The 25096-nt window shown below is 55.0% G+C and carries 21 protein-coding genes; 9 read left to right on the top strand and 12 right to left on the bottom strand.

Going from position 1 to position 25096, the window contains the following annotated elements:
• Positions 1 to 71 precede the first annotated feature (71 nt).
• From FDP13_RS08940 to FDP13_RS08905, 8 genes are all read left to right on the top strand, one after another.
• A complete protein-coding gene (locus FDP13_RS08940; protein ID WP_027710591.1) occupies positions 72 to 503 on the top strand; it encodes a VOC family protein in 432 nt (143 codons plus the stop codon).
• Positions 500 to 1633, top strand: a complete 1134-nt coding sequence (locus tag FDP13_RS08935) for an acyl-CoA dehydrogenase family protein (RefSeq protein ID WP_143839249.1) — start codon at positions 500 to 502, stop codon at positions 1631 to 1633. The genes FDP13_RS08940 and FDP13_RS08935 overlap by 4 nt, the downstream gene beginning before the upstream one ends.
• Before the next feature lies 1 nt (position 1634).
• Positions 1635 to 2147: a hypothetical protein gene (locus tag FDP13_RS08930; protein WP_234424396.1), complete on the top strand. Its 513-nt coding sequence runs from the start codon at positions 1635 to 1637 to the stop codon at positions 2145 to 2147.
• A 91-nt stretch (positions 2148 to 2238) separates the two neighbouring features.
• Positions 2239 to 3162 carry a 3-oxoacyl-[acyl-carrier-protein] synthase III C-terminal domain-containing protein gene (locus FDP13_RS08925; protein ID WP_143839248.1) on the top strand — a complete coding sequence of 308 codons (924 nt, stop codon included), beginning with the start codon at positions 2239 to 2241 and terminating at the stop codon, positions 3160 to 3162.
• Positions 3163 to 3262: 100 nt separating this feature from the next.
• Positions 3263 to 4399, top strand: coding sequence for an acyl-CoA dehydrogenase family protein (locus tag FDP13_RS08920; RefSeq protein WP_143839247.1), 1137 nt, complete (start codon positions 3263 to 3265; stop codon positions 4397 to 4399).
• Positions 4383 to 5240, top strand: coding sequence for a hypothetical protein (locus FDP13_RS08915; protein ID WP_033577092.1), 858 nt, complete (start codon positions 4383 to 4385; stop codon positions 5238 to 5240). The genes FDP13_RS08920 and FDP13_RS08915 overlap by 17 nt, the downstream gene beginning before the upstream one ends.
• Positions 5240 to 6190, top strand: a complete 951-nt coding sequence (locus tag FDP13_RS08910) for a 3-oxoacyl-ACP synthase (RefSeq protein ID WP_143839246.1) — start codon at positions 5240 to 5242, stop codon at positions 6188 to 6190. Before FDP13_RS08915 ends, FDP13_RS08910 begins: the two co-directional genes overlap by 1 nt.
• Before the next feature lie 282 nt (positions 6191 to 6472).
• Positions 6473 to 7120 carry a GIN domain-containing protein gene (locus tag FDP13_RS08905; protein ID WP_143839245.1) on the top strand — a complete coding sequence of 216 codons (648 nt, stop codon included), beginning with the start codon at positions 6473 to 6475 and terminating at the stop codon, positions 7118 to 7120.
• A 10-nt stretch (positions 7121 to 7130) separates the two neighbouring features.
• Here the strand turns inward: FDP13_RS08905 and FDP13_RS08900 are convergent, their stop codons facing one another.
• The 5 genes from FDP13_RS08900 to FDP13_RS08880 form a co-directional block, all read right to left on the bottom strand.
• Positions 7131 to 7868, bottom strand: a complete 738-nt coding sequence (locus tag FDP13_RS08900) for a 4'-phosphopantetheinyl transferase superfamily protein (RefSeq protein WP_234424395.1) — start codon at positions 7866 to 7868, stop codon at positions 7131 to 7133.
• A complete protein-coding gene (gene vfmI, locus FDP13_RS08895) occupies positions 7837 to 9156 on the bottom strand; it encodes a two-component system sensor histidine kinase VfmI (RefSeq protein ID WP_033577088.1) in 1320 nt (439 codons plus the stop codon). The genes FDP13_RS08900 and vfmI overlap by 32 nt, the downstream gene beginning before the upstream one ends.
• Positions 9149 to 10549, bottom strand: coding sequence for a two-component system response regulator VfmH (gene vfmH / locus FDP13_RS08890; RefSeq protein ID WP_143839244.1), 1401 nt, complete (start codon positions 10547 to 10549; stop codon positions 9149 to 9151). The genes vfmI and vfmH overlap by 8 nt, the downstream gene beginning before the upstream one ends.
• A 181-nt stretch (positions 10550 to 10730) precedes the next feature.
• Positions 10731 to 13175: an ADOP family duplicated permease gene (locus FDP13_RS08885; RefSeq protein WP_143839243.1), complete on the bottom strand. Its 2445-nt coding sequence runs from the start codon at positions 13173 to 13175 to the stop codon at positions 10731 to 10733.
• 4 nt (positions 13176 to 13179) lie between these two features.
• Positions 13180 to 13887 carry an ABC transporter ATP-binding protein gene (locus FDP13_RS08880; protein WP_012767863.1) on the bottom strand — a complete coding sequence of 236 codons (708 nt, stop codon included), beginning with the start codon at positions 13885 to 13887 and terminating at the stop codon, positions 13180 to 13182.
• A gap of 614 nt (positions 13888 to 14501) precedes the next feature.
• On the opposite strand from FDP13_RS08880, the gene vfmE reads away from it, so the two are divergent.
• Complete coding sequence (gene vfmE / locus FDP13_RS08875; RefSeq protein ID WP_012767862.1) at positions 14502 to 15065, top strand: AraC family transcriptional regulator VfmE; 564 nt, start codon at positions 14502 to 14504, stop codon at positions 15063 to 15065.
• A gap of 64 nt (positions 15066 to 15129) precedes the next feature.
• Here vfmE and FDP13_RS08870 read toward each other — a convergent pair whose 3' ends face one another.
• The 7 genes from FDP13_RS08870 to FDP13_RS08840 all read right to left on the bottom strand — a co-directional run bounded on the left by FDP13_RS08870 (position 15130) and on the right by FDP13_RS08840 (position 25094).
• Complete coding sequence (locus FDP13_RS08870) at positions 15130 to 16218, bottom strand: alpha/beta hydrolase (RefSeq protein WP_143839242.1); 1089 nt, start codon at positions 16216 to 16218, stop codon at positions 15130 to 15132.
• On the bottom strand, positions 16205 to 17563 hold the full coding sequence (locus FDP13_RS08865) for an MATE family efflux transporter (RefSeq protein WP_234424394.1): 1359 nt from the start codon (positions 17561 to 17563) through the stop codon (positions 16205 to 16207). The genes FDP13_RS08870 and FDP13_RS08865 overlap by 14 nt, the downstream gene beginning before the upstream one ends.
• An 18-nt stretch (positions 17564 to 17581) precedes the next feature.
• The gene (locus FDP13_RS08860) at positions 17582 to 18235 is read right to left on the bottom strand and encodes an acyl-CoA dehydrogenase family protein (protein ID WP_143839241.1); all 654 of its coding nucleotides are present in this window, start codon (positions 18233 to 18235) and stop codon (positions 17582 to 17584) included.
• Positions 18225 to 18491 carry an acyl carrier protein gene (locus FDP13_RS08855; RefSeq protein ID WP_012767858.1) on the bottom strand — a complete coding sequence of 89 codons (267 nt, stop codon included), beginning with the start codon at positions 18489 to 18491 and terminating at the stop codon, positions 18225 to 18227. The genes FDP13_RS08860 and FDP13_RS08855 overlap by 11 nt, the downstream gene beginning before the upstream one ends.
• Positions 18492 to 18504: 13 nt before the next feature.
• Positions 18505 to 19437, bottom strand: a complete 933-nt coding sequence (locus FDP13_RS08850; protein WP_143839262.1) for a 3-oxoacyl-[acyl-carrier-protein] synthase III C-terminal domain-containing protein — start codon at positions 19435 to 19437, stop codon at positions 18505 to 18507.
• Between the two features lie 347 nt (positions 19438 to 19784).
• On the bottom strand, positions 19785 to 24251 hold the full coding sequence (locus tag FDP13_RS08845) for an amino acid adenylation domain-containing protein (RefSeq protein ID WP_143839240.1): 4467 nt from the start codon (positions 24249 to 24251) through the stop codon (positions 19785 to 19787).
• 150 nt (positions 24252 to 24401) lie between these two features.
• Positions 24402 to 25094 (bottom strand): HAD family hydrolase, encoded by a 693-nt coding sequence (locus FDP13_RS08840; RefSeq protein WP_033577081.1) that lies wholly within the window; start codon positions 25092 to 25094, stop codon positions 24402 to 24404.
• Positions 25095 to 25096: the final 2 nt, after the last annotated feature.

Raw genomic sequence — 25096 nt, 5'->3', positions numbered from 1 at the left:
TGCAAGCAGGCATAAAAAAAAACCGCTGCCGTCGGTAGTCTGTTACAAAAGGTAGTGACGGGAGAAAAGCCATGAAATTCAGCCATCTTGGATACATCGTCAGAGATAGTGAGGCGACTATCGCCGCGATGGCGGCTTTTTTCCCGCATATCACGGTACATCGTAAAAAAGTCAGCGCTCAGCAGATTTACGTCACCTTTATGAATACCACCCGCCAGGATATGCAAATCGAACTGGTGGAACCGCTGCCGGAGAACCGGCTGCTCAGCGGTATGCTGGACAAAGAGCACAAAGATTGTCTGCCGTACCATATTTGCTTTGAAGTGGATGATTTCAACAAGAAATACCAGCAGTTGCGCGCTGATGGCTGGCTGGCGCTGACCCGCCCATTCCATGCCTACCCACAGGGGCCGCTGGCCAGTCATCTGTATAAACCGGAGGCAGGCATCATGGAGATTATGTCCGGCAGCACCAGCCTGATCGCGCAAGGAGAAACCGCGTGAATGATTACGTCCTCTTCCTTTCGCCCCTAAAGCGCCTGATTGAAGACACGCAGTCCGAGGGGCGCCACCTTGGCGGACAAATCGATATTGCACCGGAAAAAGCGCGTCTGACGGCGCAGTATTCACTGGCGCCGATGCTCAACACGCTGGGTGTACCGGCCGACTACCAACCAACCTGCTGGCTGGAAGAACAAGGCGTCGCCCTGAGGACGTTGCCGCTGCCTCTGCGATGCGAGGCCTATGAGTCATTCGGTTATATCGATCCAAACCTGCTCTTCGCCGCGCCGGGGCCGGGTATGGCGGCGCTGGTGGTGGAGAGCATGGGCAGCCAGGAACAGCGAGAGGCGTTCTTCTCCCAGTTTACTCGCGAATTAACCTGGGGCTGTTTTGCCATGACCGAGCCGGAAGTGGGCAGCGACGCACAACAAATCCAGACCAGCGCCATCAAGGTGGACGGCGGCTGGTTGATCAACGGCGAGAAGTACCTGATTGGCAACGGCGTCATTGCCGATACCGGCGTACTGTTTGCCCGTACCGCCTCCGGCCCGCTCGGCATTAATGTGTTTACCTTTTCGCCACGCCATCAGCACGGTGTGTTCGCCGAACGTATTCCGATCAACGGCGTACCGGGTTGCAACGTATCGCATCTGACCTTTCGGGATCTGTTCGTGCCGGACAGCGCTCTGCTGGGGCAGCACCTGAAACCCACCGAGCGTTTTGCCCGCTCCGCCATGGTCACATTCGACTCGTTGCGCCCTTGCGTCGGCGCAATCGCGCTCGGCATCGCCCGTTCTTCGCTGGATCTCGCACTGCAGCAGCGTTGGGTCACGCCGCGCGCCGCCTGGCTGATGAAAGCCAGACGACAGTTACAAGCCGCCATGGCGCAGGTTCGAATGGTCTGTGAGCGTTTTGAACTGGGTGAAAACTGCGGTCGCGACGCCGGGCTGACGAAAATCACCGCCACCCGGGTGGCGGAACAGGTGGTTATGGCCGTCATTCATCATGCCCCACCGGCGGCGATGGGCGAATACCCTCGACTGGCGAAAGCCTGGCGCGATGTGAAAGCGTTTGAATATACCGAAGGCACGACCTTTATCCATCTGATTAACCACGGCTATCGCGGGGCATAACGTGGCTGACCCGGTTCTCGCCCCCGCCGGCGCGCTCATCGCGCAGGAAACCGGTAGCCTGACGGTGGAAACGCGCGCCACACCGCTGACGGCAAGTCAGCGTGTTTTGCTGTCTCCCTGGTTTGCTCTGAATCGCGTCGCCCCTGATACGCCGTGGTTTCTGCATGAACCGGTACACCGTGATGAATCCGGCCTACATGCCGACGAAGTTATCGCGCTCTGTCGCCGTTTTTGCACCCGCCATGCCAATAGCGTCCTGCTGTACGAGTATCAGAGTGCGCCGCTCCAGTTTCGTACTCCGCTGCTGCAAAGCCTGCTCCATGCCGCACCGGGTTTTCATCACAGTTTGGGTATTAAAACTCAGGGCAGGCCACTGGCCGAACATGATCTGGCCTGCACGTTGCTGGACCGCGATGGCGCCGTGCTCTATCTCAGCGACCCATTGCGTCGCATCAGTCCGTGCGCCGACGCCGAGCCGGTCGTCTACCATTACTGCCGGTTTTACCCGCGCTAGCCTTAATCCGTCGTTATGATGATGCCTCTTGCCACGACGCCGGGCTCGCCGCTCTCCCCTTCTCACCCTGCTAACCGCCAGGAGCGCGCTTATGCTAGGACATCTTGAGGCGATAGAAATCGCATTCCCGCCGGAAATACAGTCACTGGACGAGGTGGCGCAGGAAGTCGGCCTGAGCCGGCTCGACATCCGTATGTTTGACCGTTTTTATGGGCTGCGCCGTTTTCACGGCGGCCCCGGTACGCTGGACGACCTGCTGACGCCGGTCATCGACCAGATGCAACGCAACCAGCCTCAGGCGTTCGCCGCCATCAGCCACGTTGTGCATTGCCATACCGTCCCTTGTGTGCGGGTGTTCGAAACCGTCAGTCAGAAACCTGCCTGGCTGGACCGATTCGCCCCTCACACCGAGTTTGCCAGCCTGACCATGGGGCACTGCGCCACCCCGCTCACTGCGGCGGAATGGTTGCTGAAACAGCTCTCACCCGGCCGTTTCGGCCTGATGCTGATCGGCGAGAAAGCGTTCCACCCCAGAGTCAAACTGATCAAAGACACCACGCTGATGGGCGAAGCCGCCTGCGCGGTATTGCTGGCCCGCCAGGGGAACGGCCCCACGATTCTAAGCCGTTATACCGGTCAGGATGGCCGCTTCAGCATCCAGAAAGGCGCCGACGAACACGAAACGTCCGACTTCGGGCAGCATTATGTCGATTTTACCCGTCAGCACTTGCAGGCGGCGCTGGATAAAGCCGACGTCACCATGGACCGTATCGACTGGATTGCCCCACATAACGTCAACCTCTCGTCATGGCATCGATTGGCGCAGTTAATGAACTTCCCACGGGAAAAAATCTTTCTGGAAAACGTTCCGCGCTATGGGCACTGCTTTGGCGCCGATCCATTTATCAATTTGCATCAGTTGCAGCAACAGCAGCGCCTTCAAAAAGGCGACACCGTGTTGCTGGTCAGCGTCGGGTTGGGCGCAACCTACTCGTCGCTATTGCTTGAAATTTGACCCTTTTGCAATACCGGACAATACAAAACCGCAATTCCCGATAAGGTACAGAGTTATCGTGCGAATGGTATGTTTTGCGACTCGACTAACAGGACAGCTCATGAAAGCGCTTACATTCAGGAATGTATTAACAGAATTGGATGCACTGGGCGAAAAATTACGGCACGCGGCCAGTCAGGTAGAATCCGATCGTCATCGGGCATTGTCCTGCCTCGAAGATGAATTGCTGTATACCATCGCGTATATCGGTATCCCGACTGAATTTATTCCTTTTCGGCAATGGGATTATCAGGCCTGCCACTACAGCGATCACATCGATATGCTGGAATACCTGAGCCGTTTTGATGCCAGCGGGCTCATGATGCTGCCCGGCGCATCGTTGTCGGCGCGAGCCGTGACGACGTTGGGCACGCCGGAACAGCAGGCGTTCTTTTTTTCGCGCTTTGCCCATCCTCCCTGCTGGGCGTTTTTTGCCGTTACCGAGCCTGAGGTCGGCTCCGACACGCAATCTATCGCCTCGTCACTGACGCCGACCGACGACGGCTACGTGCTACATGCGCGCAAGAAATTCATCGGCGGCGCGCAACTGGCGTCGGTCGGTCTGGTGTTCGCTCGTGAAGGTCACTTCCAGCGGCTGGTCATGGTCGAGCCGGAGCAAGCGGCGTCCCATATGACGATCACGCCGCTACAGCAGTTCGGCTTGCAGGGTTCCAACCTGACGGAAATCGAGATCAATGGGCTGCCGGTTACGCCGGAGCATATTTTGGGTTATGACCGTAAAGGGTTAAATCAGGGGCTGGTGGCACTGGGGCACGTCTTTGAACGCCACCGTCCGATGGTCAGCGCCATGGCGCTCGGCACCGCCTACGGACTGCTCAAGGTACTGGATAATACGGCATTGACCCCGGATCAACAGCGCTGGCGCGCCCAACAATGGCGCACCTACCATCTGCTGCGTCAGCAGTTGTCGGACATTGCCGAACGTTATCAGTCAGGCCAGTCGCACTATCACACCACCAGCCAGCTAAAACGTCACTGTACCCTGTTCGTGGAAATGGTCGCGCACCGTATGCCGCATCTGTTGAGCGAGCAGGCCTGGCTGGAAGATGCGCCGCTGCGCCGTCGCTGCCGTGATGCTTTGGCATTCGAATACATGGAAGGCACCGCCAATATTCACCTGATGAACAGTTTCCGTTGCTATACCGCCCGGGGAGGCGTCTGTGCCCACGTATATTGACCCTCGGTCGATACTGCACCGCAGCTTTACACCGCCAGCCAGCATGTCCCAGCAGGTGATAAGCCCGGCGCAGGAGTATTACTGGCACAGCTATGCCTCCCGTTTCTTCGAAAGCAATGGTCTTGACTGGCATGAAAGGCTCGCCAACCTGCAGCACAGTCGCCAAACCGGCGACCTGACATCCTTCATCAACATGATCAGTCAGTTGCTGCCGGTGTATCAGGCCAGAAATGATCTGTCGCATATCGACAGCGTGCTTATGGCGCACTGGACGCCGGACCTGCATCTTGGCAGTTCGGTGATCAATTATGTGATTGAGGAGCTCAGACTACCAGCTTGTCTGGCGCTGACCATCAGCGATCGTGGGCCGGATGCCGCGCTGTTTGCGCTCTCCAGCATCGCAAATTGCCAGCGGGAAGATAATCACGATTCGCTATTGCTGATCGCCGATCAAAGCAATCTGCCTTATCACTCTTCCCTGCTCGATTCGCTCGCACCGGAGAATAATGCCTGTCTGTTTTCCGTCTGCTGTGATGAGCGCCCGCTGCATTATCAGGGTTTTTGCCGTCATCCTCAGTACACGGCGGATACGCTGACGCAAAGCGTCGATACATTATGCCGGCGCTTTGAACTGCAACAAGAACGCCTGTGCGTCGTGGCGGACCCGCTATTGCTGGCCGCACTGCCGCCGTCGATGACCGGTATCGCCACCAATCCACATCAGGTTTGTGCGGCCCCCTTCGTCGCGTTGGCGGAAAATTATCAGCCAGGCTGCGATTATCTGCTGCTGGTCCATCATCAGGATACGCTCAGCGCCGTCGCGCTACAGGGGTTGGAATAGTGCGTCTGACCCATTTCGTCACCTGGATACCGGAGCGACGGTTGAACGCCGGCGAAATTATCCATGCGGCAGGCGCCAGCGCATCAGAAGCGCGGGTCTTCTCTCAACTGTTCGGCTTTCAGCAGGTCGCCGCGTTGGATAGCGGCATACCGCCGGCATCGGTGTTCTCCGGGTTACTCACTGAGTTACAACGCCAGTCGCCACACCCTGAGCGCCCGGCCGATGTACTGATTTACGCACACGGGATGCCGGTGCAGGCGGCGGAACAGTCCACCTGGTTGACTCAACTGGGCCGTGAACATCCGTTTATTCATCCACAAGCCCCTTGTTACGAACTCGACCAGCAAAACTGCGCCACGTTGTTCTGGGCATTAGGGTTGGCGCAACGACTGTTGTCGCAACAGCGGGCAGAACGGGTGGTTATCATCGCCGGCGATACTTTCGCCGCTTATCCGGTACAAGAACGTTACGTGCCTGGCTGTTCACTCGCTGGTGATGCCTTCGCTGCATTATTGCTGGAAGCCGAACCGGGCGGTTTGCAACTCGACCCCGTTTTTATGACGCAACGTAGTGAGTTTCATGAAGGGCTGTATGGCAGTAGTGAAAGGCTGAAGGCGTTCTATCTGGCTCACGACGACATGGTCAATACCGCCTTATGGGGCGCACTTTCCCGGCAAACCGACGCTGAGCGACGTCACTTGTATCTGCTGCCCCATAACGTTAATCGGTTAAGCTGGCTCAATTATTCCCGCCGTCATCACCACCCATTGGAAAATATTGCGCTCGGCCTGATGCCGGATATCGGCCACTGTTATACCGTCGATCCGCTGCTATTGCTGCCCGACGCGCTGCCGGCGATTCGCTCCGGCAAGCCGCATATCATGCTATCCGTCGGTTTGGGAGCCTGGATCGGCAGTTGCCGGATAAGTTACGCCGGTACGCCAGGCTGACGCTTTTTCGGTCATGTCGATTATTTAGCCGCATTTATCAGAGTAACACTCAATTTCAGACAACAATCGATTATTCCGCTAGGCATAATAGTGATCAGGGAAAGCTTTTCACCGGCGTGCCGGCGATGAAGAGACAAGGATGTAACCGAACCGCCCCGCCCGATACTATGGACGAATAATCGGACGGGATGGCCAGACAAGGACAGACTGGCCGCGGGTTCCCTCCTGATAAGGAATATCAGGTTTGACCTGCAGGGAGCGCAACGGAAAAAGGAGAGAGGGATGAAAGCGCTGCTTTGTTCCGCGCTGGTGTTGCTGCCATTGACGGTAGCCTGTTCACCGGTGAATCAGCAAAATGTGGATGTGCCCTCCTTTACGACACTGGATGTCAGCCGTGGCCTTAACGTCACTTTGGTTTGCGGTAATGGATACCGCGTGGAGACCAGCGCCAGACAGGATGTCCTGGAAAAGCTGGTCATCCGCCCTCAGGGACAAAGTCTACTCATAGAAAACCACGCCAGCGACGACAGCATCCTGCGTAATCACGACGCGACGATCAGAATCACCGTCGCCGCTCCGATCAATACCGTTAAAGCACAAGCCGGGGTTAAGATGGCCGTTCCCGCCTGTGCGGTGTCACCCGATACATTCACCGTCAACGGCAGCATGGGCGCAGACCTTACTATCGCAGGCACGACGCATCGGCTCGACCTGTCGTTGGCGATGGGCGCCGCCTTTAATTCCCATGAAAAAGCCTTTTCCGCACAAGAAGCCGTCGTGAATATCGCCATGGGCGTTGATGCGCGGTTATGCCATGTGCGGCAATTGAGCGGCACCGTGACTACCGGCGCCAGAGTGCGGGTAGCGCCTGATACGCACGTTCAGGTCGACAACGGTATCGCCAGTCTGATAGAGCATGACGGCTGCTAAAATCAGGGTGTTAGCTTATCTGCGCATCATCCTGTATTAACAACACGCGCCACGCATCCTGCCGGGCTGCACCGTCAGGCAACAGGCAGTAGCTCAGCGCGACGGATGGCTCGCCCGTTATCCATTCTTCACCCAACCCGCCGTCAATCGCCTGCCCGGAATCCACCACCTGAATGGCGCCCTGCCCGTCGTCCAGACAACTGAACGACGCCAGCGATTTATGCAACCCTAACCCCAACGCCTTAATATAGGCTTCTTTGCGGCTCCACAAGCGGGTGAAGGCAGGCAGGAAGCCTGCATCATCGAGCGAATCCAGCCAGCGAACTTCGTCATGGTGAAAAAAGCGTGCCGCCACCGCTCGCTTGCGGTTCACCTGCCCCTGACAGCTTTCTACATCCACGCCTACCGCGCCGTGACGAGCAAAAGCAAACGCGAACGCGCTATGCGTATGGGACAGGTTGAATTGAATGGCCGAGTGTTGCGGTAAAAACGGTTTGCCATGTGGGTTACGCTCAAAGCGTAGCGCCGCGGCTTCCTGCCGACATAACGGAGCCAGCAGCGTTCGCAGCATTCCTTCCGCCAACTGACGCGACGTCAATTCCGCCGTTCCGTCAAGACCGCAGGCCTGACGAGCCTGTGCGACTATCGTCGGATGCGCCAGTTGCGCTCGCAGCACCACGACGCAATGGGGGAACGACTCTGCTCTCGCCGTCAGGTCATCCCAGCGGCAGGAAGATATTGACGACACAACCTTCTGCATCCTTACGGTTCTCCAGCGTCAGATGCCCGTCATGCCCTTCGACAATTTGTCGACACAGGATCAGGCCAATGCCGCTGCCATGCGTTTTGGTGGTATAAAACGGCACGAATAGATTTTCGATATTCGCCACCCCTTTACCTTGATCGATAATCTCGATGTGTAATTGCCGGGCAATCACTTTCCAGCGCAGCACAATTTCACCCTTCCCAGGCGCCATCGCTTCATCGGCATTTTTGAGCAAATTAATCAGCATCTGCTGTATTTGATTGGCGTCAATCATCGCCGGCTGCGGCGTCTCACCGGAAAAAACCAGCTTGCGTTGTGGAAACAGCATCGCCATTTGCATCATCAGCCCGGCGATATCGCACGGTTGTTTGTTGGCCGGCGGCAAGCGATTTAACTGCCGATAACTACCGACAAAAGCGATCAGCTCGCGGGCGCGATTATTGATAATTTCCATGCCATTAATCAGATCCGGCGCCGACGGGTGCTGATTATCTCTCCTGAATACCTGCAACAGCGTCTGGCTGATGGACGCAATCGGCGTCAACGAATTGTTGATCTCATGGCTGATCACCCGCAGCAGGTTCTGCCAGGTTTTCTGCTCTTCGTTACGCAACAGTTTGCTCACGTCGCTGATGAATAACAGATGGTTTTGTCGGCCATCTTCAATATAAGAATCATGGCGAATCTGGAACATTCCCCGCGAACTGGGGAAACGCCAGTCAACGGGTTCGGCATCGGACGACTGCTGCAACAAACCTTCCAGGCCGAACTCCGCCGCCGGTTGCCCTATCAGTAACGACGGCGGCTTGTTGACTAATGCCGCCGCGGCATCGTTGCACCAGATGATGCGTCGCTCGGCATCCAGCGCAAACACGCTGATATTAATGTTGGAGATAACCTTGTGCAGCACATAGTAAGTCTCTTTTTGTTGCTGACGGCTGCGCGCCATGGTGCCGGACAGTTGGTTAATCTGTCGGATCAGATTATCGAACGCACTTTTACCCTTGGTCACGCCGCGCAAGCTGAAATTCTCCTGTTCCAGCGCTTCCAGCAGGTTGGAGACGACATGGATCTTGCCGTTCAGGCGCTCGGAAAACGTAAAGCTGCTGTAGATAAGACACAGGAAAATGATGAATACCGTCAGTATCTTCAGATATACCGACTGATCGGGGAACAGCCATAGCAGAAAATACCCGAGCAACCCCGCGATTGCCGCGACATTGAATGACAACAGGTGAGGAGGCTCAAAAGAGGAGTCGAGTTTACTCATGGTTAATCTTGTATTTTTCCAGTCGTCGGTAAAACGCACTGCGGCTCAGCCCCAGCGAACGGGCCGCCTTGATGGCATTCCCCTCAAATTTCGCCATACGCTGACACAGCAGACGTTCTTCAATATCGGCCAGAGTCGCATCACAAGCCAGCTCCGGCTCGGCTCTCGCCATTTTTTGCGGTGCGCCGGGCAGTGACGGGAAAATATCCTCACTGTTCAGCCGTGATGAGCTACACAGCAGCACCGCACGTTCCAGCAAATGACTCAATTCGCGGATATTACCCGGCCAGTGATAGCCATATAACGCCGCCTGCCCGGACGCGCTGAGCTCCGGCACCGGCTTGTTGTATTTTCTGGCGTACCGGTCGATGAAATTCAGCGCCAACGGCATAATATCCTGCCGCCGCTCCGCCAGCGACGGCACGTGTAACTCAATAGTATTGAGACGGTAATAGAGATCCTGACGAAACGTCCCTTCCCGCACTCTGGCGCTTAAATCGGCGTTCGTGGCGGCAATAATGCGACAGTTGGTTTTCAAGGTACGGGATGACCCCACCCGCTCAAAATTCCGCTCCTCCAGAATGCGCAACAACTTGCTTTGCTGGGTCATCGGCAGGTTGCCGACCTCATCCAGAAACAGCGTACCTTTATCCGCCAGTTCGAAACGCCCGACACGGCTTTCCCGCGCATCGGTAAACGCCCCTTTTACATGACCGAACATTTCGCTTTCGAACAGGTTCTCGTTGATGCACCCCACGTTCACCGACACCATGTTCTCGTCACGGCGCGAAGAAAGCTGATGGATAACCCGGGCCAACAGGCTTTTGCCGGTACCGTTTTCACCCAAAATCAGGATGTTGGTTTCCGTCGCCGCGACCTGCTCCACCATCCGCATCAGCTGTTTCATCGGCGCGGACTCCACCACCCACTCGCCATTAAAATTGTCTTCCAGCTCCAGCTTCAGCAGCTTATTTTCTTCTTTCAGGCGTTTACCGGAGCGCTGGCTGAGGCTAAAAGAGATCTGCTGACGAATCACATTCAGCAGCCGCTCGTTGTCCCAGGGTTTCTGGATAAAATCCACCGCTCCCGCCCGCATCGCGCTGACGGCAATATCGACGCTGCCCCAGCCTGTCATCGCCACCACAGGCAGGTATTCGTCATACCGTTTGATCTCTTCCAGCAATACCAATCCCTCCTGCCCGGACGTGGTATCGCGCTGATAGTTCATATCCATCAAGATCAAATCAAAATCATGTTGGGATAACTGAACAGGCACCTGCTCGACAGCGGAGCAGAGTGTGACCTGATAACCTTCCATGGACAACAGCATCTGCAAGCTGGCCAGAATATGTGCGTCATCATCAACAATGAGGATATGTTGCTTATCCGCCATATGGGTCCTTATCACGCGGGTTGATACTGAAATTCACACTGACGGACTACGCCGCAGGGAAGCACCTGCCGCGAGCCCCTTACAGCATAATCGATCCGTGGTAACTATATCGATCAGTGGTAGCTATTAACGGCTCTGTTGCGGGAAACTGGAGCGTTGAGCAATATGCTGCCCGCCCCGTTTATTCATAACGTATCGCATCACCCGGTTTCATCATGATGACGCGTCGGGACGGGATCCAGGTGGCCAGCGCGACGATAATCACGATAAACAGAGCGACGCCGCCAAACAACAGCATGAAGTTACCGCCGCCATCGCCATATACCCGATTGATTTTGGGCGCGGCAAATATCGCTAACGGTAATCCAAGCGCCAGGCCGGCGAATAACTGCCTGAACCCCGAGAACATAAGCATACGGAGTAATCGGGTCGGTGTCGCACCTAACGCCTGCCGGATGCCAATCTCCTGGGTTCGTTGGTTTATAGCGTGTTGCGTCACACCATAAATGCCGCTGGCGGCAAGTACCATCGCCGCCGCGCCAAACAGCAGAAACAGATTGGTGACGAACTGTACGCCAATGGTATTGCGGGAGAGTTGCTCGCTTAGCGTCTGCGGCGGGGTACTTTCTATAGTTGGACCTAATGTATTGAGTACATTGAGTAGCGGTTTTGAAAACCGCTGCGGCTGTGGAGCCTTAATCATCATCGTCAGTGACGGATTGACCTGCCGAAGTTGCGTCAGGGAACGATACACTGTCGGACGGGTCTTGAACTCGCTGAACGGCCGCCCGTGGATAATATGTGAAACCACCCCCACGACGGTGAACCAACGGTAGTCATTGCCGTCGCGAAAACGCAGCTGCTTCCCAATCACCGCTTTTTCATGCGGCCAGTATTTAGTGATAAACGAATCGCTTACCACGGCAACCGGCAACGTGGAATCAACGTCGCTCTCGGTAAACTCCCGGCCGCTCAACAATTTTGCGCCCATCGCCGTCAGGCTGCCCGGCATGACGCGTACATCATTCACAAGTGAATAAGGCGAAGCATCCTGCCCCTCGGGCACCCTATTTTCCGTTACTATCTGATGAGGAAAGGTGAATTGTCCCGGAGTACTGGACGTAATACCACAAGCTTGCACACCCGGAATCGCACAAATCTGATCAATCAACGAGGAATACAGCTTCCGGCGGCTATCATCATCCGGATAGCTATCCTGATCGACATTGATTTTCGCGACCAAAAAATTATCGATAGGCACGCCATAATCGGCTTTGGTGGCTCGCATCACCAGAAACAACAGCAATACACTGATACAGAGTATTGAACAAGACAACGCTACCTCAACGACCACCAACGATCGGCTGAAACGCCCGGCTTTTCTTCCTTGATCACCATTGGCACCGTCACGCAATGCGTAAGCAAATTTGCCGTTAGCGATTTTCCATGCCGGCAGTGCGCTGGTGATCAGCGCGGTGGCAAGAATCAGGATGATCGCATCCAGAATCAATCCGCCATCCAGCGACAAATGCCACCAGACCGGTACTTTGTTCGGTACAAATTTAGGAAAAATATAATTGGTGATATCCAATCCCCAGGAAGCCAGCAACACACCGATGACTCCGGCAATAGAACTGATGATCAGACTTTCCCACAGCATCTGCATTACCAGCCGGGACATCGGCGACCCTATCGCCATGCGAATAGCGATTTCCCGGGTACGCTGGTTAGAGCGCGCCAACAACAGGTTGCCAACGTTGAAACAAGCCAGCAACAGGATAAAACCCACTGCGGACAACATGACGAAAAAGGTTTGCGCCGTTTCTTCCCCGGTAAAACTTTCCTGAAAAGACAACACGTTCGCCGAAATACTTTTATTCGTCTTAGTCGGATACTGGCGCGCCGCGTCCTGCAGCAGGCTATCCAGCTCTTGAGTGGTAACCATCGCCTTGCCCCCTGACGGCAACCGCCCGAAGACAAATACCTCCGGCGCCATTTCCCGGTCGGGAAAGAGTTTGGGGTCGAGACGCGAAGGAAGCCACAGGTCATGATAGAAAGGAAAAGCGAACCCCTTGGGCATTACGCCGACCACCCGGGTATTACTGCCGTTCACTTTGACGGTTTGATTAAGAATATCGCTACGGCCATTAAAGTAACTTTGCCAAAGCTGATAACTAATTACCGCAACCGGCGCCGCATCGGATTGCATATCCTGCAAAGTGAAGGCACGACCGAGAAAAGGCATAACGCCGGTATAACTAAACATGTCCGGGGTGTTGTACACCGCAATATACCGGACCGACTTTTCGCTATCTTTCAGATCGGCGTAATCCGCATAAAAATAGCTGATATCTTTCAGATTCGTCGCCTTCTGCCGGATAAACTCATAGTCTAAAAAGTTTAGCCCGGCATCATTAAGACTCTCGCCGTCCATTTTCGGCGTCACCATCACCATACCTTCACCCTTCGGGTACGGCAGCGTTTTATACATGATGGTGTTGATAACAGAGTACATATACAGCGCTAGCCCCAGGCCACACGCCATGACGGTAATAGTCAGTACGCTGAATCCGGGGCTTTTCAGCAACAGGCGCAGGGCATAACGAATATCAAACCAGAAATTCATCGTATTATACCGCCTGACGCAGTTGCCCGTTTTCGCCATCGGCCACGACCTGTCCGTCGGACAGCACAATGGTACGCTGAGCGCGCATGGCGGAACGCGGGTCATGGGTAACAATGCAGATGGTCGCGCCGTCCTGATGCAACTCATCCAGAATATTCATCACCGCTTCGGCATTAGCGGAATCCAGGTTGCCGGTGGGTTCATCCGCCAGCAATAACGACGGTTTGCCGACAATGGCGCGCGCGACGGCAACCCGTTGCTGCTGCCCACCGGATAACTGTGAAGGGTAATGCCGTACGCGATGCGACATATTGACCTTCTCCAGCGCCTGAATCACCCGCGCTTTCTGCTCAGCACGCGACAACTCTTTACGGTAAGTCAGCGGCAGCGCCACGTTTTCCGCGATGGTCAAATCGCTTATCAGGTTGAAGGACTGAAAGATAAAACCGATTTCCCGGTTGCGCAGCCGGGCCATCTCCCGGCGGCTGATGCGTTCCACATCCGTGCCGTTCAATCGGTATTGCCCTTCCGTCGGCGTATCCAGCAATCCCATAATGGACAGCAACGTCGACTTCCCACAACCGGACGGCCCCGCGATAGAGACGTATTCTCCCGTGTGAATAGAAAGGTTTATCTTGCTAAGGGCATGAGTTTCAATTTCATCGGTAAGAAAAATTTTATGCACATTATCAAGTTGAACCAGCACCGTCATGGGAAATCCTCAGTGTATAAGTAGAGTCAGCCTTCCTGAGGCCGAGGGTATCTTACAGGCAGCGGGCCTCTCACTTTTATCTCTGGTTTTAAAAATGTGTCCAAAATACGCCCATCTCGCCACTGTGGTCGCCTTTTTTTTCTCGCGCTAATCGGCCGTTGCGTACTGCGCCTGTCCATCGGCATCACGACTGCACATGCCGGATCGCCGGCAAACCGATTCCCTCATGTCGATGAGTCCCAGCATAAATCATACCAATTACATCTGATGCGTTGTTTGTTAGCCAGCAGTCGCCAGCCACGGCGTAGGCTGGCTTCTTATCGACGCTGCGTACGCACACGCAAATCATCGCGGGGGGAACGTATCTGGATTGCCAATTACGAGACGAATAATCCCATGTTCGGCACGCGAGCATCCCATTAATGGGACGATTTACAGGTAGGAGTAAGCTTTTCCCTTGAAAAACAACCCTTCACAACATGGCACACAATTTGCGTCAGACAGCTCGTACATCCGACCAAGGGACAATAATTAACCACTGACTTCACCGCTGTAAGGATTTTTGGATTAAGCAGGACCAGACGCGGGGAGTCTATTTTTTTTGGGATGACACCATGAGCTTACAGAACACTTTCGCCCACACGTTAGACAATGATATTTTCAACAATAATCTGATTCAGGATATGTACCGCCGCCACCCTAACCTGCGAAAAACACTGGCAGCCAGTAATAAAGCAACCAGCCTGGCGGGAATTATTGACTATATTATCGATAATATCGGCAACAATATTACGCTGGAAGATCTTGAAGCCGTCAGCGGTAAATCAAAATTCGATATCTGCCGTCTTTTCAATCAGGTTTATAACATTACACCGATGCGCTGGATTTGGCGTGTACGTCTCACGCTGGCCAAAGAGATCATTCATATTTCCCCTAACTGGTCGCTTACCGATATTTGCTACGCCTGCGGTTTTTCCTCACTCCCCCATTTCTCGCGTTGTTTTACCAAGACATACAATATTCCGCCGCTGAAATACCGCAAATCGGTTTCACTGGAGCGAGAAAACGAGTCACCCCGAACGCTGCAAAACATGAGTTTCGATATTATTTTCGGCAAACAGCGTCACCTGTTTTCTCGTCACGTGCTGCTGGATAATATCCATAATCTTTGTAATTGATCATGTGCCCGCCATGACGGTGGCGGGCCTGATTACCCCCGCCCCAGACGAGACGCTGCCGCCATCACATCGGTTTTGATACCACCGGCATCGGGCCACCACATGCCGCCGAGGGCGCATGACATGTTGCCGGATCATGAATGAGTGGCGCGCACGGCGTTTCGGTTCCCGCCCCGGCATCAGATAAAAACGACAAAATGCGCTGATGTACCAGAGGGCTGCGTAAAATCCCCAGGTGCCCGAGCCCGCGGGTGTAAAAAATCTCACTGCGGGCGAACGCGCGATGAATCTCGTCGGCAACAGCAGGATGCACCCGCGCATCCTGCTGGTCATGACAAATCAACGCCGGGCAATTCAGCGAGCGATACAGCGCTTCGCCGATCTGGTCTGGATGGAAGCCGAAACGCTGCGCATAAATCGTTTTCATTGGTACGGCCAACGACGCCGACACCGAGGCCCCCGCCAGAAATCGATCGATCATCTTGCCGAAGTTGTCCGGACTTGCCAGCAGTACCAGCCGCTGCGCCGCCAAACCTTGCGCCAACGCCAGACTACACACCAGGCCGCCGCTGGAGTGCCCCACAACCGCGTGAAACGGGCCATAGCGCCGCCCCAATTCGATAATCAAACCGGCCAGCTCGTAGTTGGATACCCGTTTCCCTTCAGACAACCCATGCGCCAGCAAATCCGGCATAACCACACCGTACCCCTGTGCTTTTAACGCCTCGCACAACGGCCGAAACATAATGCCGCGACCTTCCCAGCCATGCACCAGCAAGACGGTTTTTGTCGGCGTATCCGCCGCCGGCGGCATCCAGCGAAACACATATACGGTCTGGTGCTGAAAACTGACGCACTCCTGCTGAAAACCGGCCAGATACGCATGGTCTACCTGCTTATAGGCGACATAACGCGTGGTCTCGAACAGACTCAACAGGTAACGCGCCGCCAGATGCAGAGAACAACGCTCCAGCAGCCACAAATCCGCCAGACGCAACATACGGCACAACCGGACATAGTGGGTTTCCGGTTTGATCCGTACTTTAAGCAGCAACGATGGCCGGCGTTTTAACTTCACCAGCACGCGGTAATAGTTGTATTGCACCAGCGTGGCCAGCCACATCAAGGGGTAACACAGGTTATACAGCAGCATCCTGTTCTCCCAGCGCGCAGGCCAGTAGCCGGTACTCACGCAAGAACACCACCGCATATGCCAGGCTGAACGCGACGATCAACCCGGCAATCGTCTGGACATCATTAAAGTAACGGTGTGCGCCCAAGGCAACCGCCACCATCAGCAACTCCAACGCCAGCGTGAAGAGCAACACCCGTTTTCCCCTATCCACCTGCTCCAGCAACGTTTGCAGCGCCGCGACCAGCGAAGTGAGAAAGAACGTCGGCAACAACAGCAGCAACAAGAGCTGACTGGACTGCCGAATGAGCTCGTCATTAGAAAACCCGGCCAGAATACCGTTGCGCGCCCAGCATACCCCAAGAGTTAGCGCCAAATAGGCCAGCACGATTAGCCAGACGCCGTTGTTCAGCAGGCTCACCTGTCGTGGCGCGGAGTGGGTTTTGCGGTGCTGATTCAGCAAAATGGCGATGGCGGACCCCGTCGCCACCGCTGGGATGATGAAAAAAGCCCGCAGTTTTATTACGATCAGAAACGCAGGCAGAAACCCGGCCCCCAATGCCGCGACCAGTGGAAAAATCACCATCGAGCTGAAAAACACCACCAACATCGAAAATCCGACCGGTAAACCCGCATGAGTCAGCAACGCCAGCAGACGGGGCAAAAACGCGCGTGGCCTCTCATCCGGCACCGGCCTGGCAACCTGACGCAATGACCGCACCGCCAGCGGCAGCAACACCAACGCCGGGAGGCTATTCGCCAGCAGCACCGCATCAAACCCTAACTGATAAACATGAAAACCCAGATAGCAACCTGCCGCGCTCAGCAACACATAGCCGCACATCAGCGTCATGGCGGGTACGGTTTTGCCCTGCCCGCGTAACGCGGCATTGCACATTTCCAGCGCCAGAAACGGCGTCATCGATAACAGATATCCGGGAGCGGCGTTTTGCATCAATGCCAGATCCGGGCTGTTCATCCAGTTGGACAACGGCAGCGCCAGCACCCGACACAACAGCGCCGTCAGCGCCGTCGCCAATATCCCGATCACGCCCAGCAACAACGTGCTATGCCGAATACGTTGTCGCGGCCAGTCATGGCGGGAGCGGGCGCTGAACACCTGATTGGTGATCGCCAGACATTCCAGAATGGCAATAAACAGAAAGTTGAACGGCTGCAAAAAAGAGAGTGTCAGCAATGTCTGGCTTTCAGCTCCGTTGCCCAGAATCGCAATCTGCATATTCTGAGACAGCGAAACCACCACGGCGGTGACCATCATCGGCCACGCCAATGCCATGATCTGCCGTATATCCCCGCTTGCAGCCGGGGCGGCTCTGGATACCACACGCGCGATCAGGCTCATCATTCCTTCCTCGATTCGTATTCAGGCCGCCGCCAGACTGCTCGCCTTGCCATAAATGCTGTACAGCATCATGGAGAAATAAGACAAACTGTGGGTATTGCCCAGCAGGAAGCCATGCCCGCCCATCATCTTTTCCGCCTCATTATTAAGCTGGGTAATTTGGTAGTGATCATCTTCCAGCCCGGCAAAGTCACCCTCCCGCAAACGCTGGTACTGCTGCTCCAGCAGTAGCGAGGCTTTGCCCGCGATATCGGCAAAGCTGGCTTTAATCAGTTGATGGCGGGTGGTTTTAGTACCAAAGCTTTGGCGGCCCGACAGATGCTGCCAGCTCATGGTTTGTATACGGGCCAACACCCCCAGACGCGCGGCGCACACCAGTATCGGAAAACTGGCCGGCAGAACGATGGTCTCCGTGCCGCGAACCGCGTCCAGACCGAGGTGGTTAAGCACCCGGTCGAATAGGCGCTGCGGCTGGCTTGCATCGGGCAGGCGGCTGATATCCTGAATCTGATACCCAATCGGGTGAAGGTAGTGCGCTTCCGGGTGAAGGTATTGCGTTTCCGGGCGAAGGCATTGCGCTTCGCCCGGCGGCGGCTGCAACAACACCAATAGCGCCTCAGACAACGGCTGATCCCGAAAGGCTTCCCAGACGTGCCGAATACGCTCAACCGACATGCCGAACCTCCGCCAGCACATTCGCGTTCAGCCAACCAATCAGGCTGCCTACGGTAGTAAATGCATCCATATTGATTTGATCAGGATCGAACAGCAGTCCGTCAATATTATCTTCAAGCGTCAGCAAAAATTGCACAAACATTACCGAGTCCAGATCGAGGTCATGATCAAAATCCGTTTTTTCATTAATCTCGATATCGTCATTCTCCATGACGTCACGTAACGCTTGTTGAATTGTGAGTAATAACGCAGACATGTCTGTCTCCTGTTTAACGATCAATTTGCTGTATTAGCGCGCAGGAAAGCGTGACGCCCATTCCCATCGAAAAACAAAAATAATTTTTCGCGCAGCCGGTTGTAGTTTTAATGAGTGAAGAAAAATTAAATAACACGTCCGAACAATACAGGTGTCCATAATCAGACACTTGCTGACTGAATAAACGCTCACCCATATTCAGACGCGTTGCCATCTGGCGTAATAACGGGAAATTAAGATTGCAGGGAACAAAATAGTCCATCTCGTCCATGCTCATGCCGCTATCCCTGACGGCATCGACAATAAAAAGGCACAACTCATCCAGCAGGCAGCGATTAAGTTCTGCTTTTTCCTGCCGGGTCATAGTATCCGGGTTGTTATAAAAACGGCTCAGGTGCCTGACTGCCGTAAACGTTACCCGCCACGGACTGCGGGCAGCATTGAACAGCGCCGCCACCGGTAACTCTCCTTGTACGCCGACCGTGAAACGATTGATTTCGGGGTGAAACGCTTTTTCTCCCGTCAACAACAACACCGGCCTGTTCCGCCGCACCGCGCTGTGCCGCACCAGATGCAATGCCGATAATGCGCCGGCACAATGATTCAGGCCCAACGTCGTGACGTCCCAGCGCCCCAGTTGCTGGCGCAGCAGAATGTCATCCAGCCAGTGGCGGTCGAAGAACGTGTTGTGCGTCTGCGTTTTAGCGTAAATCAGCAACCCATCCTGCGAAGGCAGCGCCGGCCAATCATTAATCAGCCCAGCCACCACGGATTCCAGCATCTCTTCATGGCTGTCGGAACGCATCGGCACCGATTTCAACTGGTACAGCTTTTCCATCATCCGACGCTGCCCTTCCCGCAACTGGTGCGAATCCCCCAGTTCAGCCAAAGGAAAGCGCCGAATGCGCTCCGGCGCTTCATGATGAATGGCATTCAGGCAAAACATGCCGGTTTCCGATGAAGTTCGCACGGTCACCATCCTCATGTCGCACAGAGGCTTATAGTACAGACGCATCATGGATAGACGCAGAGCACGCAACTGTTTCCAGCAGCACCGTTTATGACTTACGAACGATCGCAGTCAGCATCAGACACTTTGCCAACAAACGCATTTTGTTTTTATCCGCAATTGCCGACGCCGGTTTTTCAGCACGCTTCTCGTCTCAAAAATGGGATAATTACGCCAAAATATGGGATATCACCCGCAAAATAGCGAAAAAATCGGCTCAATAGCGGGACAACCCTGAAAAAACGCGCAGGTATCACCCCGCGCGCGTTGCGCCTAACGCCGTCTCACCCCACCTGGCTGGGCGGCGTCTGTTGATACTGAATAACGCTCGTCAGTTCAGCGATGCCGGCTTCTTTCAACATGCTGTAGTGATCCGCCGTTAAATCCAGCACCGTAGGCGGCAAGGCAGAAAACCCGCCGTGATTCTCGATAAATGAATAGTCGTCACCTTGCGCCTTGATGATGGTGACGGGCGTATTCAGTTGCCGCTGTTGCAGCTCGCTGAAGGTATAAGAGAACTCGAAAGTCTGCGCCACAATACGGGTAATCCGCCGCACCAGGCCGTCATCCAACGCCGGATTCAGCTCGGTGATAAAGGTGACAAAGCTTTCCTCGTCACGCACCGTTTCCAGACAGCGGGCCAACGCCGGGTCAGTAATACTGCCGATAAACACCGAAAACAGAATGGTCAGGTAACCGGGATTATCAAAATCCGCGGACCGATGCATAGCAGCCACACGGTCATTACGTAGTTTCGGCGACCCCGGCGCCAGCAGATACAGGCTCTCCACCACTTCGCCGGCTTGCTCCAGTCGCCAGGCGGTTTCGAATGCGACCCGCGCGCCGAAAGAGTATCCCCACAGCGTATAGGGCCCGTGCGGTTGATGCCGGCGAATCAGTTCAATATCCCTGGCGGCCATCTCACTGATGGTGGCGTAAGGCACCTCGTCTGGATTGATGCCGTGCGCCTGAATCCCCAAAAACGGTCGCTCCGTTCCCAACTGACGCGCCAGCAACCGCAGGTTCATGCAATATCCCCCCAGGCCGGGCCAGCAGTAGATCGGCGCCTGACGTCCTTTCGGCTGTAACTGCACCAGCCGGGATATCGGCTCCTGACGCGCTCGGCTCAACCACGCCGCCAGTTTTTCAACGGTAGGCGCCTGAAACAACACCTGCAGCGGCAGATTGGCATTCAGCGTGGCGTTCAACTCATTGATCAGACTCACCGCGATCAGCGAATTGCCCCCCGACTCGAAGAAATTGTCATCCACCGACATCGCTTCGCGTTTCAGCTTCGCCTGCCAGACAGCCATGATTTGCTGTTCCAGCGGGTTTCGCGGCGCCACGATGGTTTTATGCTTCAACTCGACATTAATATTCGCCAGCGCTTTCATATCGACTTTGCCGTTTACCGTCAGCGGCATCTCATCCACAATCAGCACCTTGTTCGGCATCATGTAATCCGGCATGAAAGCCGCCAGATCATCACGAATCATCTCCGCCGGCCCTTTCATGTGCACCGTATCCTCTTTCATGCCTTCACTGTATTTCTGCTCATCGCTGATGCGTCCGCCGATGAAGAAATAATACGGCCCGGTGCGATGGCCGAGTATTTGCCAAAAACGGCGGGCGGCAGGCAGATCGTTACCCGTTTCCGAGCTATACCCGGAAGACATCAAACCGATGTTGATGTCATTCATCTGTAGATGTTGCAGATAACGCCCGACATGCACATACCCCGCCCAACCCTCGGTTCGGCTGGCGATGCTGATGCCGAACGACGCACGCTCATAGACGGCCTGATTAATGGCGATCACATGCTTTTTATCGATAACGCCGTCCGCAATGTGTTGCAGGTCGCCGTGGACATAACGATACGTCCCGGCCGGCAGGTCGGCGAGGCGAGTGCCCGCTGTCTGCACGTAAATATCCAGGCAATCATCCGCAGGCAGACGCGGCCCGCACAGCACATCGCAAGCCCCCAGATAATCGTCGTCCTGGCCAATGGCCAACGGCGCCGGGTCCAGCCCTGCTGCGTCACACAGTTCCACGCCCAAACCGTAACCCGGCAGAACGTTATCCAACATACCGATGATGTGCCCCATCTCCATTTGCAGTACTTCACGGATATTGTTTTTATAGATGGGCTCAATCGCGCTTTTCTTGCCGACAAAATGCAACCGTAAACTACCCGGCGCTACGCAGACGCACTCGCTGACCCGAATCAACTGATGGTGAACCGGCTGATAGTAATAATGCCCGGCAGCAAGGCCGCCCACGCCATTCAGCTCCAGAAAAACCTGCGTCGCGTACAACGCCCCCGGCGAAGCGTAGGTGTATTTGGGCAACAACCGTTCCGCGCTGGTGAACTGGCCGAGATAACGCAGCCAATGCCCCAGCTCATCGAGCGTCAGTTCATCAGGCTGACGGGAAACCGCCGTCAATAACGGCTGACGCAACAGCGATAAAATATCGTCGCGACGGACGGCGCCGCCGTCGTAAAACCGATACGTTTTGCGGGAAAATGCCGTGATTCGTTGTTTTTCATCCGGTTGCTTACCCGGCAGATCAAGCGTATAGAACGCGCAGTCCGCCGGAAACTCCCGGCATCCTTTGTTCGCCAATTGCAACATCACTTGCGCTTTATTGGCTTTGGACTGGTGATGCGAGCCGTGATTGCCCTGATCCATCAGCGCCGCTTCACGGGCGTTCAATTCAATAAACGAAATCAGGTTCTGATAACCGGTGAAAGGATCATGCTTGACGATCACGGCCGCCGCTTTCACCCATTCATGGGTTTCGATCGCCGAACGAATTTCATCCAGCTCGACACGGTAACCGCGTAACTTCACCTGATTATCGGCGCGGCCGGCATACTGGACCGTACCGTCAGGATTCCAACTGGCGATATCGCCGGTTTTGTACAAACGTCGCCCGGCCCCGACGGGGGCAAGCGGATCGATAATGAAACGTTCGGCGGTGAGATCGTCGCGGTTCAGATACCCGCGGGCGACCCCATCGCCACCGATGTACAACTCCCCGGTCTGCCCGACCGCCACCGGCGTCAGGCAGTTATCCAGAATATAATACCGGGTATTCGCCACCGGCGCGCCAATCGACAAGGTGTCCGGCCCTTGTCTGACCCCGGCAAGGTCTACACGGAAAGCGGAGCTGTTGATAGTACATTCGGTCGGCCCGTACAAATTGACGAGCTCGCACTCCGGCAGCGTTTCCAGACACGCCTGCGCCAGATGTTTTTGCAGCGCCTCGCCGCCGCTGAAAATTTGCCGCAGCGCCGGGCAATCCGTCAGGCGTTCGGTATCCAGCAACGCCTGCAGCAACGTCGGCACACACTGCAACGTCGTTATCTGGTACTCCGCCAGCATCTCCACCAGTTGTTCCGGGTTGCGGTACACGCCCGGCTCCCCCATGACCACCCGGCAACCGCACGCCGGCGACAGAATTTCCCACTGCGCCGCATCAAAACTCATCGGCGTTTTCTGCAAAATCACCGTCTCATTATTCAGCGCAAAGGTTTGTGCCAGCCAGTTCATTTGATTCAGCACGCTGTGATGCTCGATCATCACGCCTTTAGGCTTGCCGGTGCTGCCGGAGGTGTAAATCACATAGGCCAGATGATGCGGGGCTATCTCGACTGCCGGTGCCTCGGGCAGCGCCGACGCCTGTCGGCGCATAAACGCGTCGACATCATCGGGCGTAACCACCTGCACACCCGGCGGCGCCAGCGCCAGCAACCGTTCACGTAAATGGGGCTGAGTCACCACGATGCGAGCCTGACTGTTTTCCAGCATATAAGCCAACCGGTCTTCCGGGTATTCCGGCGACAGCGGCAGGTAAGCGTTGCCGGAAAGCAGAATCCCCCAGACACCGGTCATCAGCGTCAACGACGGCTCGACAAACAACCCGACACAACGCTCGCGCGCCGTACTCTGCGCACTCAGGTAATGCGCCAGCGCACCGGCTTGTTGATAAAGCTGCCGGAAGCTCAGTTGTTGATCGCGAAACACCACCGCGGTCTGTTCCGGCTGGTATTGCGCCCGTTTTTTCAGTTGCGCGACGATGCTTGTCTCACCGCTCCATTCGTGGTCGGTCTGATTAAAGCGATGCAGGACATGGTCACGCTCGTCGTCGTCAATCAGACGGATATCTCGTAGCGTTTCTACACCGTTTTTTCCGGCAAATTCGATTATCTGGCGCCATACCGCAGGCAATTTCTGCACCAGTGCCGAACTAAAACGAGCGGGATTAGACCGTAGCGTTAACGTGAATGTCTCTTCGCTGCTGTCGACATAACAAACCAACGCCCGAACCGGCTCATTATCCACGGGCGGCCGCCATGTCACTTCCAGGTCAAAGACATCATGCGGTGCCTGTTGTCTGCCCAATGTCAGCGCCCGGATGTTCATGTCGTTGTTCTGCTGAATAGTCTCCGGCGTCATCCAGTCCGTTATATTCTGAATAAATCCGCAAATCGGCGTAGAACTATTCAATGGAATATTCAGGGGAATAATATCCCCATGAATATGATTGTTATTTTCCCAAACAGAGACTTCTTGTGGCGGCAAATGAAAACCAACCACCATTTCCTCGTTTTGAGTAATACGCGACACAGCCAATGTCAGGACAGAAAAAAGATAACGAGACAGCGAAGCGGTGTCATCATTCGGTAATAATCCTTTATCCAATACCAATGCGGGGTAATTCATCGCGTGATTCGAGATGTTATCCATTACAATCCTCATACATGAATCGGTAAAAATATAATTAACAGGTTTATTTCAAGGTAAAAACGTCATATAAAATATTTGACCGAAGACTCCTGTCTTCAGGCCAAATACCTATACAGAACAAATAAATCGATTAAGAAAAATCAGAAAGAATCAACAATAGGACACCGGGGACGAAGACAACTTTAATAATGCGTGGGCAGCCCCGACTACCTCGCCGAATGTATCAACAATAACCTGCGGCTCCGCCGATTTAAGCTGCTCGACGTGATGAATACCCCAGGTAACCCCGATAGCCACCATCCCCGCTTGTTTCGCCATCAACAGATCATGGGTGGTGTCTCCCACCATGGCGGTGGTTGAGGCACGGGCACCCAGACGCGACATCGCCAGCAACCCCATTTCAGGGTGCGGCTTAGGGTGCGTTACCATATCGGCCCCCAGCACCAGATCGAAGAACGGCCACAATCCCGCCGCCTCCAGCAATGCCTGAGCGCTGACAAATACCTTGCTGGTGGCTACCGCCAACGCATAGCCCTGGCGTTGGAGCAGGCTCAGGCCGTCCACCACCCCCGGGAATACCAGCCCTGGCGCCAGAGGCAGCACCTGTTCGCGGAATACAGCCTGATATCGCCTGATAGCCGCCGCAACCCGTTCATCGTCAACCGGCAGCGACAAAAGCTGGCTAAACGCTTTTTCCAACGGTAAGCCGATGGTGGCGCGAATGGCGCGGCGGTCCTCAAACGGCAGGCCCAGATCACGCAATGTCGTCACAAACGCACTGACGATACCGCTCGGCGTATCGACCAGCGTGCCGTCTAAATCAAAAATAACCAGTGGTTTCATGA

Source organism: Dickeya sp. ws52 (assembly GCF_007210685.1).
Lineage (GTDB): Bacteria > Pseudomonadota > Gammaproteobacteria > Enterobacterales > Enterobacteriaceae > Dickeya > Dickeya chrysanthemi.
This window is presented reverse-complemented; position numbering and strand designations above follow the sequence as displayed.